Here is a 16,095-nt window from a genome sequence, read left to right as displayed (position 1 = left end):
AATGGGCCCCCAGCATGAACACCGAGGGCGATGATGCAATCCCCATTGTGCGTCCCAACCATGTCGCCCTCCCCGACTCAGGCGATCACCACCGCTGCAGCTCCCGCCCCCGTCGGCCCCTACAACCAAGCCGTGAAGGCGGGCGACTGGCTGTACTGCTCGGGTCAGATCCCCCTCGATCCCGCCAACGGCTCCATGGTGGGTGATGGCGATGTGGAGGCTGAGACACGCCAGGTGCTCAAAAATCTCACCGCCGTTCTCGAAGCAGCTGGGACCGATGCCTCACGGGTCGTCCGCACCACGGTGTTCTTGGCCGATCTGAACGATTTCCAACGCGTCAATGCTCTCTATGCCGAGGTGTTTGGCACGGGCGTGAGTCCAGCGCGAGCCTGCGTGCAGGTTGCGGCCCTTCCCAAGGGGGCGAAAGTGGAAATCGACTGTGTCGCTTATCTGGGCTAAACCCAGAAAAACATCGGGGTCGACCAGCGATTGCATAGGTTGAGTAATGCGCTGCGAGACTCCATGGCCCAGGCCAAACTCACCATTGGTGAACTCGAAGCGGGATATCCCCTCTACTGCAAGGCCCTCAGACGCCTGCTGAAAGAGGGGCGAAGCATCGAAGACATCAAGAAAACGGTCTGCTGGGGTCACCTGGAAACCCTCAACCGCTGCTTGCCCGGTCGCTACAAAGCCCCCTCGTATCTCCTGGCCCTAATCCGTCGCGACCTTGAATCGCCAAAGGATTGATCCCTCATGGCAGTGGGGTGAGAGGGCGAGCCGGGTCTTGCCCCTCCACTTCACCTTGAAACACACGACTGCTGAGGATGTCAGCTGCCGTGATTGTGATCAGATCATCGCGGCTGAGGCATTCACCCATCCGTGAGAACAAGCGATTGGCCTGACGAAGGCGCATGCGATCAATCGCATTACGAATAGAACGAGCATTGGCAAAAAATGGCAACTGACGTCGCCTAAAAATGTAGTCAGCAAAAACCACTTTTGCCTGAGAGTCAAAACGATAAGCCTGCTTCTCTAACAACATCTGAGCAATCTCCATCAGCTCTTGATCACTGTAATCAGGGAAGTCCACATGATGAGCAACGCGAGACTTTAGGCCAGGATTGGACTGATAGAAAGCATCCATCTCATCCTTATAGCCCGCAAAGATGACCACAAAATCACTCCTCTGACGTTCCATATCCTGGAGAAGAATTTCAATCGCCTCCGCGCCATAATCCCTTTCGTTTCCTGACTTATACAGGTAGTAAGCCTCATCAATGAACAGCACACCACCTTGTGCACGCTTGATCATTTCCCGGGTTTTAGGCGCAGTATGCCCCACATATTGCCCAACCAGATCATCACGAGTCACCGTCACTACATGGCCTTTGCGTAGGTAACCGAGACGATGGAGGATCTGAGAAATTCTGACCGCAACAGTGGTCTTCCCAGTTCCAGGCCTACCTGTGAACGACATGTGCAATCCCGGCGCACCACAAGGCAGATCCAGAGCCTGACGCGCTTGTTCCACCAGAAGCAATGCCGCGATCTCACGAATCCGAGTTTTGACTGGAAGCAGACCCACCAAATCCTGATCAAGCTGCTCAAGCACTTCAGCCACGCCCGACTCGGCGTAGCGAGCGGCCAGATCAATCGAGGAGTTCATCCACACCCGCCGCGAAGGCGTGGTCGTCAGCCTGAAGGCAAGCGCCTTCACTCTCATCGAGGGGACGCAGGGTGATATTCACGTAAGTCCTACCAAAGCTGATATCAGGGAAGCGCTGTTTGTCTTCACTGAGGCTGCCCAACCGGTCAAGGAAATCGCGAGTGGCGCTATAGGTCTCGAACTCGAGCCGACGCTCAAGCCGAATTGGACGATTGCGTTCCTCCCATGCGTGCTTCACCGAGACCCCAACGCGAACTGTGGTGAACCTAGATCAACGCTTCACGACGGCAGCCCATCAGTCGCTCCGCCCAAGCTCTGGCGTGATCACGATTGGCCTGTTGGGCCTCCTGATCATGGCTATCGAGCGGATGGGGCATGGTTCCCGCGATAGCACCGTTGGTGACACAGAACATCGACTTCTGAAAGCTCACGCAGATCTGAACATGGGCATCAACCTGGCCACGGCCATGGCTGTCGTACCAATGATCCAGTTCCTCGGGCAGATTGCGGAACATATCCTGCATGCAGAGGCTTGGTGGGATCCCTGCACCCATGCTGGGAATCGGATCGGCGTAAAGCGCTCCATAGCGGAAACTGCCCAGATCAGGAGAAATCTGCTGAGCCTGAGCGTTGTAAGACACGGTGCCTAGGAACGGCATCCCCCGAAAGAACACCGCTTCCACATAAGGAACAGCAACATCACCGAGGAAGGTCAGACCGGCCTCCGGCGGAAGCAGCCAGATTTGTTCTCCTCCCTCGCTGACCTGATAGGTGATCGGATTGGCCGCAGCTGCCACCAAACCATCGCGGATGTGATGCACCACGTCATTGACACAGGCCACGTCACCAATGCGGTAGCGATGGGCCAAATCAATGAACAGATCACTCATCACACGCCAAAACAATCCAAGGGCGTAAATCGTGGTGAGCGATCGGATCGACTCGGGCGCGAAAGCAGGAAACAACCTGTTGACGACAGCCATCAATGGATCACGACGGCAGCGCAATCGAATGATGCGATCACAGGCCTCAAGAAATGGGGCGCTATCGAAGTAGGCATCCATACCACCGGTGGCATGCCAAAACATCGCCTTTTGGCAGTACTCAGCATATTCAAAATTGATGCGATCACCGACCAAATGCTTCCACAAGCGTTCCAGAGAAAAACCCTCATGGAAGAAGCGCATAACGGGGAAAGGATTCAGCAACTGTGTTTCCCCCTGATACACAAGGTTCTTGCTGTAAGCATCAAGCACGATGCCGTAACTCTCAAGCACATTCACCACCTGAAGTAGGTGGTCTGGCGTATCCGCCAGTAGAGGCTGATCCGCCAACAAACGGGAGATCAGCACATCGAGATCAGGGATCAAGGCTGTCTGTGTCTGGGTGGCAGTCATCAGGACAATCCTCCGGAAAACTGAGTAACGGCGATCTGGCTCAGGCCTGTCGTGGCAGCTTCACTCAACCCGACTAACAAATGGGGAGCAAGACCAAGCACCAGCACGGACAAGGACAAGAGAATGGCTGGCATTTGCTGTCCCAGAGGGACAGGAAGCAGCACCTTCGGATTGGGATCGCCGCCTGAAGCGATCGCCAGCCGGCCAAAGAATGCACGGTTGACCAGCAACAGGAAATACACCGCTGTGAGGCCTGACCCCACCATGCTCAGCAGGGTGGCCAGGGGAAACGGCTGAAGGCTGCCTCGGAAGATCAAAAATTCGGAGATGAAACCCGCCATGCCGGGGATACCGGCACTGGCCATCACCCCAATGATCATCAGGGTGCCGCTCAAGGGCAGGCCTCTCTGCGGATTCAGCAAGCCGCGAAGCACCGTTAGATCGCGCGTGCCAGTGCGTTCGTAAACCACACCAACCACAAGGAAAAGGATGGCCGAGATCAGCCCATGGCTGACCATCTGAAACAGGGCTCCAATCAGGCCCAGAGGCGTCGCCGCTGCTGCTGCAAGCAGCACATAGCCCATGTGGCCAACCGAGCTGTAGGCCACCATGCGCTTCATGTCGGTCTGGGCAATCGCGGCAAGGGATCCATACAGCACTGAAACCGCCGCCCAGCCAGCAAGCCAGGGAGCCGCAAGATGCCAGGCCTCAGGGAACAGACCGAGGCAAAAGCGCAACAACCCATAGGTTCCGAGTTTGAGGAGCACACCTGCCAGGAGCACAGACACAGGCGTGGACGCTTCGGTGTGGGCATCCGGAAGCCATGTGTGAAATGGGAAGAGCGGAATCTTGATGCCGAATCCGATCAGAAGGGCTCCCATCAGCACCAACTGAGTGACCATCGGCAGGGCACCAGGAACGATCGGATTCAGACCGAAATCAACACTGCCGGTGAGCAGAGCCATTCCCAGGAATGCTCCAAGGATGAGCATCCCTGAGACAGCAGTGACAATGAGAAACTTTGTAGATGCATAGGCACGGTTGGCACCCCCCCAGACCGCGATCAGCATCCAGAGAGGGATCAATTCCAGTTCATAGAAGATGAAAAACAGCAGCAGGTTCTGGGCTAGGAAAGCGCCATTCACAGCACCGCTGATCACCAGCAGCAAAGCAAAGTAAATACGGGGTCGATTCTCAACCTGACGAGAGGCAAGGGCCGACACCAGGCAGAGCACGCCATTCATCAGCACCAACGGCATGGAAAGGCCATCGACCGCAAGGGCGTAATCCAGCCCGATGCTGGGGAGCCAGGCAAAGGTTTCTACGAGCTGCAGACCAGCCTCGGAAGCGTCAAAGGGCACCAAGAGACCAACACTGGCGAGGCACTGAACAGACAGAACAACGACGCAGACGCGACGGTAGAAATCAGAGCTTCGATCACCCGGCAAAAGGGTGATGAGCAGGGCCCCAAGAAAGGGAATCAGAAGGAGGAGGGTTAACAACATCATCAGCCGATCAGCGCAAGAGCCAGCTCAACGAAGTGAGGAAGAGAAGAATCGCGGCGACAACCGTTAGTACATAGGTTTGGCTGCGGCCGCTGATGCTCAACTTGAGGCCCTCAGCACTCTGCAAGGAGAAACGGGCCATGCCATGGAGAAGACCATCCACCACGACCCGATCAAATGCGGAAGCTAGCTGTGAGAAGCCGGCCACCACATTGACAATGGTGATCCGATAGAAGCGCTCTGTATAAAAGTCGTAGGCGAGCAAATCCTGGAACCAGCGCAACCAAGGATTGATCGAGCGTGACCACGCTTTGCTGAGAGGCACAAGCGTGCCTGCGACCAGCCCAACCACGCCGCTTCCCACCACAAGAGCTGCTGCCCAAAGCGGGAAAGCGAGTAAGCCGTCCAACGATTCCAGGCGAATCAGAAGGACAGGGGTGAGGATCACGATGACCGAGAGGGCAACCATCGGGAAGGCCATCTGCCAATTGACCTCCACTGCCCTTCGCGTCTTCAACAGCGGTTGACCGAGGAAGAGATGGCGAAACACCCGGGTGAGATTAAGGGCGGTGAGTGCATTGGTGAGCAGAAAAACAACCACCAAACCGGCCGAACGGCCACCGATGAGCTCTACGGACTGAGCCAAGCAGAGGAAGCCTCCAAGCGGGAGCAGTCCGACAAGGCCGGCAGAACCGACAAGGAAAGCACTCGTTGTCGCGGGCATGCGTCCTCCAAGCCCACCCAATTCAGTGATGTCCTGGCAATTGGTGGCGGCGATCACACCGCCCACACTCATCGACAACAACGCCTTGGAGACGGCATGGGAGAACAGCAAGAGCAGGGCAAGCACAGGCACCTGCAGGGCAATCGCAATGAACACCAGGCCCAAATAGGCGGTGGTGGAATACGAGAGTGTCCGCTTGATATCCACCTGGGCGATCGACACCAGTGAGCCGCCGATGGCACTGATTGCACCGACAACCTGAAGGACGACAAGGGTGACCGGAGCATGCTGAAGCAGAGGCATCACCTTGAGAAGCACAATCGCGCCGCAGGTCACGACCACTGAGTTACGCAGAATCGAGGCTGGATTGGGCCCCTCCATCGCCTCATCTAACCAGAGGTGCATGGGGAACTGAGCACACTTGCCCATCGGTCCGGCAATCAGTCCAAGGCCGATCAGGGTGGTGGCCAAAGGGGAAAGGCTGTCGGTCGCTGCCCAGGCATAAAGATCGTCGAAGCCCATAACGCCAGCGAAAGCTGCGAGGGCAACAACTCCCATCAACAGCAACACGTCACCAACGCGCTTGGTGAGGAAGGCATCACGCGCGGCCGTGATGACCAACGGCTGGGCATACCAGAAGCCCACCAGCAAATAGGTAGAGAGGGTGAGCATCTCCAACAGGAAATAGCTCTGGAAAAGCGTGTCGCTCAGCACAACACCGGACATGGCCCCTTCAAAGAACCCGAGCAAGGCGAAGAATCGGGCCAAAGCCCATTCTTTGTCGAGATAGCCGAGGGAATAGAACTGAGAGACAAGGCTGAGCCCCGTGATCAGCTCCAGAGCAACAACGTTTGTCAGCGAGAGGCTGAAACTGAGATCAAGCTGCAGATCGGCAACAGTCAGCCATGGGAAGTGAAGGGTTGCAGGCCCAAAGGCCATCACGTCCCTAAGCACAAGGCTGCCATGCACGAACGCGAGCAGCGTCAGCACCAGGTTCAGATAGGCCGCGGGGCGATGGGCATCGCGGCGAAACCAGCCGGCAGCCCATGGCAGAGCAAGCAGCATTCCTGTGAACCCATAGAGCGGGATCAGCCAGGACGTCTGAATTGGCAGGGTCGGATCCGGAGTCAAGGGAGTGAAAACTGCAATTGCAGCGGTGAGCCGAATTGGCAGGGGAATCTAAACTGCAAAGGTGAGAAATGACGCGGATGAATCCACGTCACCCCAAAGGGAGCTAACGGAGTCAGAGACGACGACGGGCTCCGGAGGCGATCAAGGCAGGCTCAACTTCCTCATGGGGACGGGCAATGATATGCGCGGCCACAAGACCATCTCCAACCCGCTCACAGGCATCTGCACCAGCACGGACAGCGGCGTTCACGGCGCCGGTTTCGCCACGCACCATCACGGTGACATAACCACCGCCGACAAATTCGCGGCAGATCAATTGCACTTCCGCCGCCTTCGTCATGGCATCGGCGGCCTCGATCGCAGGCACCACACCACGGGTTTCGATCATGCCCAGTGCAATGCCCTGGACCGAAGGGCTCGGTGTGGAGCTGGATGGGCGAAGCGCAGGGGTGCCGCCACCTTTATTCGAGCCACCAGAACTGCGGCTAGGACTTGAGGAACCACGAGCAGGCGTGGAGCGGCTGGCGCTGCGGCGAGTGGTTGCAGCACTACTGGCACGACGGGTCGTCGTGGCACTGCTGCTGGAGCTGGTGGGGGAAGCGGGCACGGGGGTCACATCAACAGTTGTCTTGGCGGCAGAACTGGAAGCCGAAGTGGCAGCGCGAGCAGACGCTGCTGCTGAGGTCGGCGTTGTCTTGCTAGTGGATGCGGATGCCGCAGCACTAGAGCGACGACGAGGGGTGGGGGTGGCCATGACAAGAAGAGGGGAATGGGATGAAAGAGGGAAAGGACTTCAGCTATCCATCCGGACTCCAGTGATCAATGATTCCGCCGATTGTGAGATCGGTGAGGACCGTGTTATCGGGACAGGCGTGCCTGGCCGCCGATCCGCTGGCCGTGAAAACCCAGTTGCCTTCACGGGCACCGACGGGATCCACTGCCACCATCTTCTTGCCTTTGTTGTTCTTGAGAATGCGCAGGTGCATGTGATCCAAACCCGCCACGCGGTAGGAGCAGACCATGGTTCCCATTACCTGCATGATCTCCATCAACCAGCCGCTCCTTTGGGAGTGGAAGGAGTCGATGCAGCCGGGGGTGTGGTGGGCTTCGGCGGATCAGGATCCCAGTGATCAATGATGCCCACGATTGTCAGATCGCTGGGATAAGACTTGCTGCCGGCGGCTTCACGGGCCGCAGAACTACTCACACAAATCACCCAGTCACCAGGCTTGGCTCCAACGGCATCGACTGCCACTTTCTTGGTACTTCCATCAAGAACAACTTGAAGGTGCTTGTGCTCGAAATCAGGAATCCGATTAGTGGAAACGAGCGGCTTGATGACCTTGACGATAAGCATGATCAGTGCGCCTCCTGTTGAACAGGATCGAGGGTGGAACCTACCGCTTCGGCAGGTGTGGATTGATCACGGTCTCGAACCGTGAGCAGGGTATGAAGCAAACCATCACGCACGAGATCGGAATAACGCGTGGTGATCGCATCCTGAACACGATGACAATCAGCGATGGCACGCTGCCTGGCACCCGGCACCTTTCCGGAATAGTCGAAACGAATCACCACCGGGATAGGGAGATCGCGAGTGACATTCAGCCCTTTAAAGATCTTCACTCCCACATCCAAGTCAGGAGCTCCTTCCTCAACGGTGTCGAGGTGAGCGAAATAGGTGAGGTTGCGCAGATGCACTTCCTTAAAGCCAATACCGACGCCAATAAAACGCTCAGAGTGACCAGCATCTGGATACGGACCATTGTGCAAGCTTCTGACGTAATCCTGCTGGGAGAAGTTGTTGATCAGCAGCTGACTGATGAAACGCACCATGCCGGGATCGGGTGCCTGAGGGCAATGGGTCTGAACAGACGCGGTCACAGCTTCTGAGGCCTGGGCGGCGGTGAGGGACGCGGTGCTTTCGTAAAGAGCCTGTGCACAAAGCCAGCGGTCGAGCTGGATCCCGCCATCACGATCGGGCACATGGACGCGAATCGCATCTGTGTCGGTATCGAGGCCAATCAGCAACAGATCAACGGAGGCTCCACAGCAGAAGGTGTTTTCAACAGCTTCCCTGAAATCGTGGAGTCGCTGCAGGCCAGCACTGGCTGCCAGCGAATCATTGCTGCCGTGGGCTGCACATCCCTGATGGGTGGGATCGAGTGAACTGAAGTGGTAGGTGACCGTCTTCAGATAACGGGTCGGAGCATGGGCCTCGTTAGGAATGCTTTCGCGATAACGACGATGCTCTGTCTTCACCCAACGATTGACCGTGTTCTCCACATCGAACATCGCTCCAGCATGCGATCTGCGACGTACCGCACTGAAGGGAATGCGCAGGGCATAGGCGATTGAGTGGGCGAGACGCCCATCCGCGCAGGGGGTTACATCAAGAAGATGAAAGCCACAGTCGAGCAGAAAGGTATTAAACGCATCGGAACGCGAGCTGCCTGAAGCTCCTTGCAGCGGATCATCAAGGAAAAATCGCTCGCTGAAAGCTTGATGAGACTGGAAGACACACCAAGCGAACAGAGCACGCATGTCCAAGGGGCAGACCCAGGACTTTTCAAGAATGTGGTCGGGAAGATCGAAGCCGAGCTCGGCACGGGTTAGACGCTGAGCCTGGGGCAGGAAATCGGGCTGATGCTGAAGCGCCGACACTTGCTGGAGTAGAGGCACAATGCGCTCGAACCTGCCCTTGACCTCGAGCTCATAGGCCTGGAGCCGTTCGTTTTCGACTCGGTCGGTGAGGGGGTGGAGTGCACCGGGAGCTCGACGGCTCACCAGGGTTGTAGAGAACCCCGTCTCTGGAGAACAGGAGGTGACTGACGTGACGGAACGGTCCTTGCGACGCACCCAAACAGGCTGCTGAGCGTTCGAACGTCGCCTCTCCTGACCGGAGCGAATGCGGCCGCCACTGACGGAACTGCTGGTGAGCAATGCCGCTTTCCCTGAAGTGGTGAGCGCCTTACGTCGCTCAAGAGCCGCACTCCGAGTAGAGGACTGAACCGATTCACTCCCTGAGGGTTCAAGGGATTGATCGGATCCAGTCACCGTGGACGGGGAGTGGCCGTGCTGCATCTGCAGACGGGTAGGAGCCGTGGGGGCCTGCAGACGCCCGCTCCGCTTTGATTTGGAGCGCACCATGCGTCGATCAGCCCCGTGCGCCGCCGGAGACGGTGATCAGGGATCCTTTTTCGGTGTTACCGCTGGAACCAGTGACGCGACTCACAGGCCATTCAGTCTCTTCATTGCGCTTGCGCTCAAAAGAGGACATGGCACTCATGGGGCCTGGACGGCTGGGGTTGCGACGGCGGGCAGAAGCGCCTTCAGTGCCCGTGACGTGCTCACCACGATCCCAGTCATCTCCTGTGACCTTGGTGGAGGATCCCTCACCAGTCACCCTGGAGGTCGGCTTGGCTGCAGGCTCACTCACCACAGCGACGGTGGGCTGAAACTGACGCTGCTGACGGTCCTGAAATTCGCGGTTATCGAAGCGAAACTGCTCCGTTCCCGTCACCTTGCCGCCAGCCATATCAAAAGGGCCAGTAATCCGATTCCCCTGCTCGTAGCTGGTACCGGTCACTCCCGATTGAGCTTCACGGCCCTGCTGAGCAGCACGGGCGGGAGAGGTCACACTGAAGCGTGTCCAAGCCGCACCATCCACGGTCTGTCCGTGGCTGTCAGTGCCTGCGGGAGCATCGGCACCACAGGCTGATGCCAGTTGGTCGGCTCCGATATATGGCGTGCCGGTGACGGCCTCACAGGCGCCACGTTCATCACCAGTCATTACTCCGCCGATGCCCGGCTGGAGACCTGTCATCGCAGCGGCAGGGGTGCCAAGACGCACAGGCGTCCGTTCACGAATGGCCTGGACGGCTGGAGTGCCGCAATACTGACCGGCTTGTTCGAGACCTGCATAAGGAGTACCCGTGACGGCTTTGCAGCTGCCGGGCTCATCACCGGTGACCTTCTCGGATCGGCCGGTACGAGTGCCACTCACAACCTGATTGCGATTGGTGATGCTGAAACCAACCTTGGCGGCCTCAGGTTCAGCCTTTGCACCACAGAAAGCATTCACCTGTTCAGCACTGATGTACTGATCACCGGTGACGCGATGGCAGGAACCGAATTCATCACCGGTCACTTGGGAGGAACGACCGACCATGGTGCCTGTGACGCCGGTGCCGGAGAGGGTGTCGGACAGGCCCACCTTGGCGGCGGGGCGACCTTCGGGCAGGGGATCGGAGCCGAGATACTGATCGCCTGTGAGATTGCGGTTGGCACCGGCTTCATCGCCGGTGACACTGGCGGAACGCCCAACCATCACACCGCTAACAGGACGACCCTGCTCGGTGAGGCTGTGGCCCACCTTGCGGGGGGACGTGCTGCCACCGCCGCAGTAGGAAGCAGACTGGTTGGCAGAGATGTATTCAGTGCCGGTCACGCTCTTACAGGTGCCGGGCTCATCACCGGTGACCTTCTCAGAACGACCCACCTCATTACCGGTGACCCGATTGCCGTGGCTGGTGGCAGTGACGCGCACCTTGGCGGGGGTGGTGGGCTCGGGGGCGGATTGGCAGAAGGTCTGGAAAACCTCGGCTCCTAGATACTCCGTTCCTGTGATCGAGCGACAGGTGCTGGCTTCGTTTCCGGTGGTCTTCACCGAACGGTTGGCCTGGGTGCCGGTGACCGTCTGACCGGAGGTTGTGGTGCTTTCGCCCACCTTCCAATGGGCATCCGCCGAGGCTGCCTGCTTGGCGCCATGGCGATTGGGGCCTGTGGGGCGGGTCACGCCAGCACTTTGCTTGTTACGTGCTCCTGCTTTGGTGCGCAATTCACGCACCTGCTGGGCCAGTTCACGGCTGGTCAGGTCGGGATTGGCCTGACGGGCCACCGCAGCAGCACTGGTGGGCTGCTTGCCGGCGGTCTTGCCGTGCTTGGCCATAGCTTCACGCCGTGCCAAAACAAGGGCTCGACTGGGATTTTCAATTGCACGCCGCTTGGGACTAGCGGTTCGACGCTCGGCTGAAGCGCGGCGATCACCGGAGCGATTACTCAGCTCAACAGTGACTGCTGGACGGGCTGGGGAGCCTTTTGCTGCAGAACGACTACCGCCACAGCCACAGTCTTTCTTCGACGCATCAACCGCCACTGGAGCAGCCTTGGTCTGACGAGCAACATCGGCGCGATTGCGGTCACTGCTCTTGTCGGCTGTCTTGCCTCTACGGGAGAGGGCTTCACGACGAGCCAGCACAAGATCACGGCTGGGGTCGCGCTTGACCTTCACCGTCGAACGAGAAGAAGAGGAAGCGGAAGCGGCACTTGTCAGGCCCTGAGGACGGCGCGGAGCAACTGCAACGGGTTCAGGACTGCTGACGGGGGCCGGTGCTTCGGAAGCATTGGCATTGGTGCGGGTCTGACGCGCATCTGAGGCGTTACGCACACGATTGGCGCTGCCTGTTGCTGCAACCGACGCCTTTTTACCGGCGGTGGTCAGCGCTTTACGGCGCTCAAGTGCGAGTTCGCGACTAGAAAGTCTTGCCATGTCCGCCAGAGGGTGTCGTCGTGAAGTGAAGGGATGAATTCCCTTCGAAAAAAGTTGAGCCCTGATGAAGGTCAGGGCTCGGAACCATTGGTCGAGGGATCAGCGACCCTCGAAGACCACGAAGCAAGAACCCTGGCTTTGGGTGTATGCGTCGTAACCGACGATGCGTACGTGATGGTCGGGGTAAGCGCGATGGCAAGCCTCGAGCTCACTGACCACAACGTTGAGGTCCTTCTCACCGAAGAAGGGCAGTTTCCAATAGGACCAATAGATGGCCATGGAATTGCTGGGATGGACGTGCTCGACGAGCGGGCTCCAACCCTGGGCAATGATGTAAGCGATCTGGTCGTAGATCTCGTCCTGGGTCATCGGCGGAAGAAAGCCGAAGGTCTCCAGGGTGGCGACTGTTTGGTAGTCACCCACGGTGCTCTGGAAAGGCATGGGGATCCTGGGTGTAAGAAAAAGGGATGGCCGGTTACATCAACCGGCCGAAGAAACGATCAGTTCTGAACGTCGAGCTTGTCGACAGTGTCGAACTCGAACTTGATCTCCTTCCAGGTCTCGAGAGCGATGGCCAGCTCGGGGCTGTGCTTCGCGGCTTCCATGAGGATGTCGCGGCTTTCCTTCTCGATCTCGCGACCGGCGTTACGTGCCTTGACGCAGGCTTCGAGGGCGACTCGGTTGGCAGCCGCACCAGCAGCAGAGCCCCAGGGGTGACCGTGGGTACCACCACCGAACTGGAGAACGGAGTCGTCACCGAAGATGGCAACCAGAGCGGGCATGTGCCACACGTGGATACCGCCGGAGGCAACGGCGAAGACGCCAGGCATGGAACCCCAGTCCTGATCGAAGAAGTTGCCGCGGCTGCGATCTTCAGGAACGAAGGACTCGCGCAGTTGATCGATGTAGCCGAGGGTGGTCTGACGATCACCTTCCAGCTTGCCGACGACGGTACCGGTGTGAAGCTGGTCACCACCGGAGAGACGCAGACACTTAGCCAGAACACGGAAGTGGATGCCGTGCTTGGGGTGACGGTCGATCACCGCGTGCATGGCGCGGTGGATGTGGAGCAACATGCCGTTCTTACGGCACCACTTCGACAGACCGGTGTTGGCCGTGAAGCCACCGGTGATGAAGTCGTGCATGACGATCGGCATGCCAAGTTCCTTTGCGAACTCAGCGCGCTCATACATCTCTTCGGGAGTGTTCGCGGTCACGTTGAGGTAGTGACCCTTACGCTCGCCGGTCTCCTGCTCGGACAGCTTGATGGCTTCCGCAACGAACTCGAAGCGGTTCTGCCAGCGCTGGAAGGGCTGGGAGTTGATGTTCTCGTCGTCCTTGGTGAAGTCCAGACCGCCGCGGAGGCACTCATAGACAACACGGCCATAGTTCTTACCGCTCAGGCCGAGCTTCGGCTTGATGGTGCAACCCAGCAGGGGACGGCCGTACTTGTTCATCCGGTCACGCTCGACCTGGATACCGTTCGGAGGGCCGTAGCAGCTCTTGATGAACGCCATCGGGAAACGAATGTCCTCGAGGCGCAGGTGGCGCAGAGCCTTGAATCCGAACACGTTGCCGACCAGTGAGGTCAGAACGTTGGTGATGGAACCCTCTTCGAACAGATCGAGGGGGTAAGCGATGAAGGCGTAGAAGGACTCCTTGTCACCAGGGACGTCCTCGATGCGATAGCAACGGCCCTTGTAGAAGTCGAGGTCGGTAAGGAGCTCGGACCACACGGTGGACCAGGTGCCGGTGGAAGATTCAGCAGCCACAGCAGCTGCGACTTCTTCCTTGGGGACGCCTTCCTGGCCGGTGCACTTGAAGCAGGCCAGCAGGTCGGTGTCGAGGGGAACGTAATCAGGAGTCCAGTAAGTGTCCCTGTACTCCTTAACCCCAGCGTCGTACTTCTTGCTCATGGAATAACTCCGTTAGTCGGTAAAGGAAGTTGAGATGCGCGACCTCGTCAGAGGTTCAGCGACTGATCTCAGTCCTTCTGGCCGAGGAAGTTGCCGTTGCCCAGAGCAGGCTCAACTTCACGGTGAGGGCGGGCAATGATGTGAGCAGCCACGAGGCCGTCGCCGACACGCTCGCAAGCATCTGCACCGGCACGCACTGCGGCGTTCACAGCACCGGTTTCGCCACGCACCAAAACGGTGACGTAGCCACCACCGACGAATTCACGACCAATCAGGCGCACTTCGGCAGCCTTGGTCATGGCGTCAGCAGCTTCGATCGCGGGGACCAGGCCGCGGGTCTCGATCATGCCGAGAGCGATGCCCATGGTTTCGTTAGCCATTGCCTACCGAGGAAGGGGGTGGAATGTTCGCCGCTGAGACTGCTGTGTCGAGAGGCGAAACGTCAAGGGATTTGCCCCATCTCCGGCATCACCGTCCATGCTGAACGCCATAAGCGCGACTAATACCCCTGTCACTGACTGTTCGAAAGGGCTGTTGGTCTCTGGGTGTCCGACTGCAAACATTCGCTTGCAAAAGTCTCCGTCATGCATAAGTTCACACTTGGAGCCAGTGCCCTGCAGCCAATGCAGGGGTGGAATGTTCAACCCTTTCTGACTCCCGCGCGACCGAAATTCAGACCCGACCCCTACCGCTAACCCTCACAATGGATGCCTGATTCCGGTCTCGCTTGGGAGTTCCCGTTCTCACCATTGCCAGTGGCAATCCCTGCAAAGTGAGGGAAATTGAGCAGATGCTCGGTCCCCTGGAGGTTGTTGTTCAACGCCAACCCTCCGATCTGGACGTTGAGGAAACCGGTCAGAGCTATCTAGAGAATGCCCGACTGAAGGCTGAGGCTGCTGCATTGCGGACAGGGACCTGGTCTCTTGCCGATGATTCAGGCCTGGAGGTGGACGCCCTTAATGGAGCTCCAGGCCTCTATACAGCCCGATTTGCGTCCAGTGACGCCGAGAAGCTGGACAAGCTGATTGCAGCCCTGCACAACGACCCCTACCGCACAGCCTGTTTCCGCAGTGCCATGGTGCTGTGCGCTCCGGACGGCACCTGCGTCGAAGACTCAGAAGGGGTCTGCTGGGGGGAGCTGCTGAACACACCGGCCTATCCCAATGCCGGGATCGAATCGCTGTTCTGGGTGCGAGAAGCCCGCTGCAGCTATGGCGAACTCAATGATGTCCAACTGGCCCGTCTGGGCAGCCGAGGCAAAGCCGCTAGGGATCTGGCCCCAAGATTGCGCCGACGGCTTGGCTTGGACTAAGTGATTGGACTGAGTCAGGCCCCGAAAGGGTTCAGAGCAACCAGAAGCGCCTCTTCAGCGCAGCGAAGAGCGAAGGTTGACCATCTCAATTGCGCGCATTGCAGCAGCAGCAGCCTCTTCAACGTCACCCTCTCGCCCTGCAAGGGTGAGGCGACCGAAGGCACCGACCGCCTTCACATCGACCAGGGTGATATTCGAGGACTTTTCGGCTTCATTGGCAGCGATCAGCACGTAACCCGCTGGCTCCGTTTCCAAGATGAACATGCTCATTCCCGCCTCAATCATCGAGCCGCGGCGGTTCTGACGGTTAATCAGCACCGCATGGTCCGGAGTGATCGCTCGGATCACTTCAGTCCAGCTCACATCAACAGGATTGCGCTGTTCGACAGAGCTACCGATCGCCTCGAGAACAACATCACCGGAATGCAAAACCGTGCTCTGATCACGGTGATACAGAGCCATCGAACCGAAGGCTCTCTCCACCACCATTTGACCGAGACGGACATTGCTGGCCTTGAGCGCAATGTCGGTGACACGGTGAACAGCCATGCCGGGAGAGACCTCCATCCACAAGCAGGCATCACCCGGAATGGGCAGAAAGCCTTGGCTTACGGAGCCCATATAGGCCGCCAACTGAGGCTGAAGCGAGTCGATGAAGACATAAGTGCGCAGTTCAATCGACTGCACATGGCTGTTTTGACGGGACAGCCTGGGTGATTCGCTGTCGGTGGTGACCACACAGCTAGCTCCGCCGGCAGAGGGATGGACCTCCGTTCCGGTGACGAGAGCGCTTCCGCCACGTCGCCGCTCCCTGGCATCGAAGCCGGCGAAACGATTCATGGCGCGGATCTTACCGGAAGGAGATCAACAAAGGAGAGTTCAAAACTTGCGTT

At 58.4% G+C, this 16,095-nt stretch carries 17 protein-coding genes; 3 read left to right on the top strand and 14 right to left on the bottom strand.

The window, feature by feature from the left end; all coding sequences use genetic code 11:
* Positions 1-60 precede the first annotated feature (60 nt).
* Both DXY16_RS08535 and DXY16_RS08530 read left to right on the top strand, forming a co-directional pair.
* Positions 61-459: a Rid family detoxifying hydrolase gene (locus tag DXY16_RS08535; protein WP_115017047.1), complete on the top strand. Its 399-nt coding sequence runs from the start codon at positions 61-63 to the stop codon at positions 457-459.
* A 63-nt stretch (positions 460-522) separates the two neighbouring features.
* The gene (locus tag DXY16_RS08530; protein WP_115017413.1) at positions 523-747 is read left to right on the top strand and encodes a DUF3136 domain-containing protein; all 225 of its coding nucleotides are present in this window, start codon (positions 523-525) and stop codon (positions 745-747) included.
* Between the two features lie 4 nt (positions 748-751).
* Here the strand turns inward: DXY16_RS08530 and cbbX are convergent, their stop codons facing one another.
* The 13 genes from cbbX to DXY16_RS08465 form a co-directional block, all read right to left on the bottom strand.
* On the bottom strand, positions 752-1,666 hold the full coding sequence (gene cbbX / locus DXY16_RS08525) for a CbbX protein (protein WP_115120782.1): 915 nt from the start codon (positions 1,664-1,666) through the stop codon (positions 752-754).
* Positions 1,650-1,904: a 4a-hydroxytetrahydrobiopterin dehydratase gene (locus tag DXY16_RS08520; protein ID WP_115017049.1), complete on the bottom strand. Its 255-nt coding sequence runs from the start codon at positions 1,902-1,904 to the stop codon at positions 1,650-1,652. Before DXY16_RS08520 ends, cbbX begins: the two co-directional genes overlap by 17 nt.
* A gap of 28 nt (positions 1,905-1,932) precedes the next feature.
* Positions 1,933-3,063 carry a CO2 hydration protein gene (locus DXY16_RS08515; RefSeq protein ID WP_115120781.1) on the bottom strand — a complete coding sequence of 377 codons (1,131 nt, stop codon included), beginning with the start codon at positions 3,061-3,063 and terminating at the stop codon, positions 1,933-1,935.
* A complete protein-coding gene (locus tag DXY16_RS08510) occupies positions 3,063-4,568 on the bottom strand; it encodes an NADH-quinone oxidoreductase subunit M (protein ID WP_115120969.1) in 1,506 nt (501 codons plus the stop codon). The genes DXY16_RS08515 and DXY16_RS08510 overlap by 1 nt, the downstream gene beginning before the upstream one ends.
* A gap of 10 nt (positions 4,569-4,578) precedes the next feature.
* Complete coding sequence (locus tag DXY16_RS08505; protein WP_115120780.1) at positions 4,579-6,423, bottom strand: NAD(P)H-quinone oxidoreductase subunit F; 1,845 nt, start codon at positions 6,421-6,423, stop codon at positions 4,579-4,581.
* Positions 6,424-6,535: 112 nt separating this feature from the next.
* The gene (locus DXY16_RS15330; protein WP_305791106.1) at positions 6,536-7,177 is read right to left on the bottom strand and encodes a BMC domain-containing protein; all 642 of its coding nucleotides are present in this window, start codon (positions 7,175-7,177) and stop codon (positions 6,536-6,538) included.
* Positions 7,178-7,220: 43 nt separating this feature from the next.
* Positions 7,221-7,472, bottom strand: a complete 252-nt coding sequence (locus DXY16_RS08495; RefSeq protein WP_115017052.1) for a carboxysome peptide B — start codon at positions 7,470-7,472, stop codon at positions 7,221-7,223.
* Positions 7,472-7,780, bottom strand: coding sequence for a carboxysome peptide A (locus DXY16_RS08490; RefSeq protein WP_115017053.1), 309 nt, complete (start codon positions 7,778-7,780; stop codon positions 7,472-7,474). Before DXY16_RS08490 ends, DXY16_RS08495 begins: the two co-directional genes overlap by 1 nt.
* A gap of 2 nt (positions 7,781-7,782) precedes the next feature.
* Positions 7,783-9,573, bottom strand: a complete 1,791-nt coding sequence (locus DXY16_RS08485; RefSeq protein ID WP_115120779.1) for a carboxysome shell carbonic anhydrase — start codon at positions 9,571-9,573, stop codon at positions 7,783-7,785.
* Between the two features lie 7 nt (positions 9,574-9,580).
* Positions 9,581-11,974: a CsoS2 family carboxysome shell protein gene (locus DXY16_RS08480; protein ID WP_115120778.1), complete on the bottom strand. Its 2,394-nt coding sequence runs from the start codon at positions 11,972-11,974 to the stop codon at positions 9,581-9,583.
* A gap of 99 nt (positions 11,975-12,073) precedes the next feature.
* Complete coding sequence (locus tag DXY16_RS08475) at positions 12,074-12,415, bottom strand: ribulose bisphosphate carboxylase small subunit (protein WP_115120777.1); 342 nt, start codon at positions 12,413-12,415, stop codon at positions 12,074-12,076.
* 59 nt (positions 12,416-12,474) lie between these two features.
* Positions 12,475-13,890 carry a form I ribulose bisphosphate carboxylase large subunit gene (locus DXY16_RS08470; RefSeq protein ID WP_115017058.1) on the bottom strand — a complete coding sequence of 472 codons (1,416 nt, stop codon included), beginning with the start codon at positions 13,888-13,890 and terminating at the stop codon, positions 12,475-12,477.
* A gap of 68 nt (positions 13,891-13,958) precedes the next feature.
* The gene (locus tag DXY16_RS08465; RefSeq protein ID WP_006169870.1) at positions 13,959-14,270 is read right to left on the bottom strand and encodes a BMC domain-containing protein; all 312 of its coding nucleotides are present in this window, start codon (positions 14,268-14,270) and stop codon (positions 13,959-13,961) included.
* 347 nt (positions 14,271-14,617) lie between these two features.
* Here DXY16_RS08465 and DXY16_RS08460 point away from each other — a divergent pair, with 347 nt between their 5' ends.
* The gene (locus DXY16_RS08460) at positions 14,618-15,202 is read left to right on the top strand and encodes a non-canonical purine NTP pyrophosphatase (RefSeq protein WP_115120776.1); all 585 of its coding nucleotides are present in this window, start codon (positions 14,618-14,620) and stop codon (positions 15,200-15,202) included.
* A gap of 54 nt (positions 15,203-15,256) precedes the next feature.
* Here DXY16_RS08460 and DXY16_RS08455 read toward each other — a convergent pair whose 3' ends face one another.
* A complete protein-coding gene (locus tag DXY16_RS08455) occupies positions 15,257-16,042 on the bottom strand; it encodes a BMC domain-containing protein (protein ID WP_115120775.1) in 786 nt (261 codons plus the stop codon).
* Positions 16,043-16,095 lie beyond the last annotated feature (53 nt).

This window comes from Synechococcus sp. UW105, assembly GCF_900473935.1.
GTDB lineage: Bacteria > Cyanobacteriota > Cyanobacteriia > PCC-6307 > Cyanobiaceae > Synechococcus_C.
This window is presented reverse-complemented; position numbering and strand designations above follow the sequence as displayed.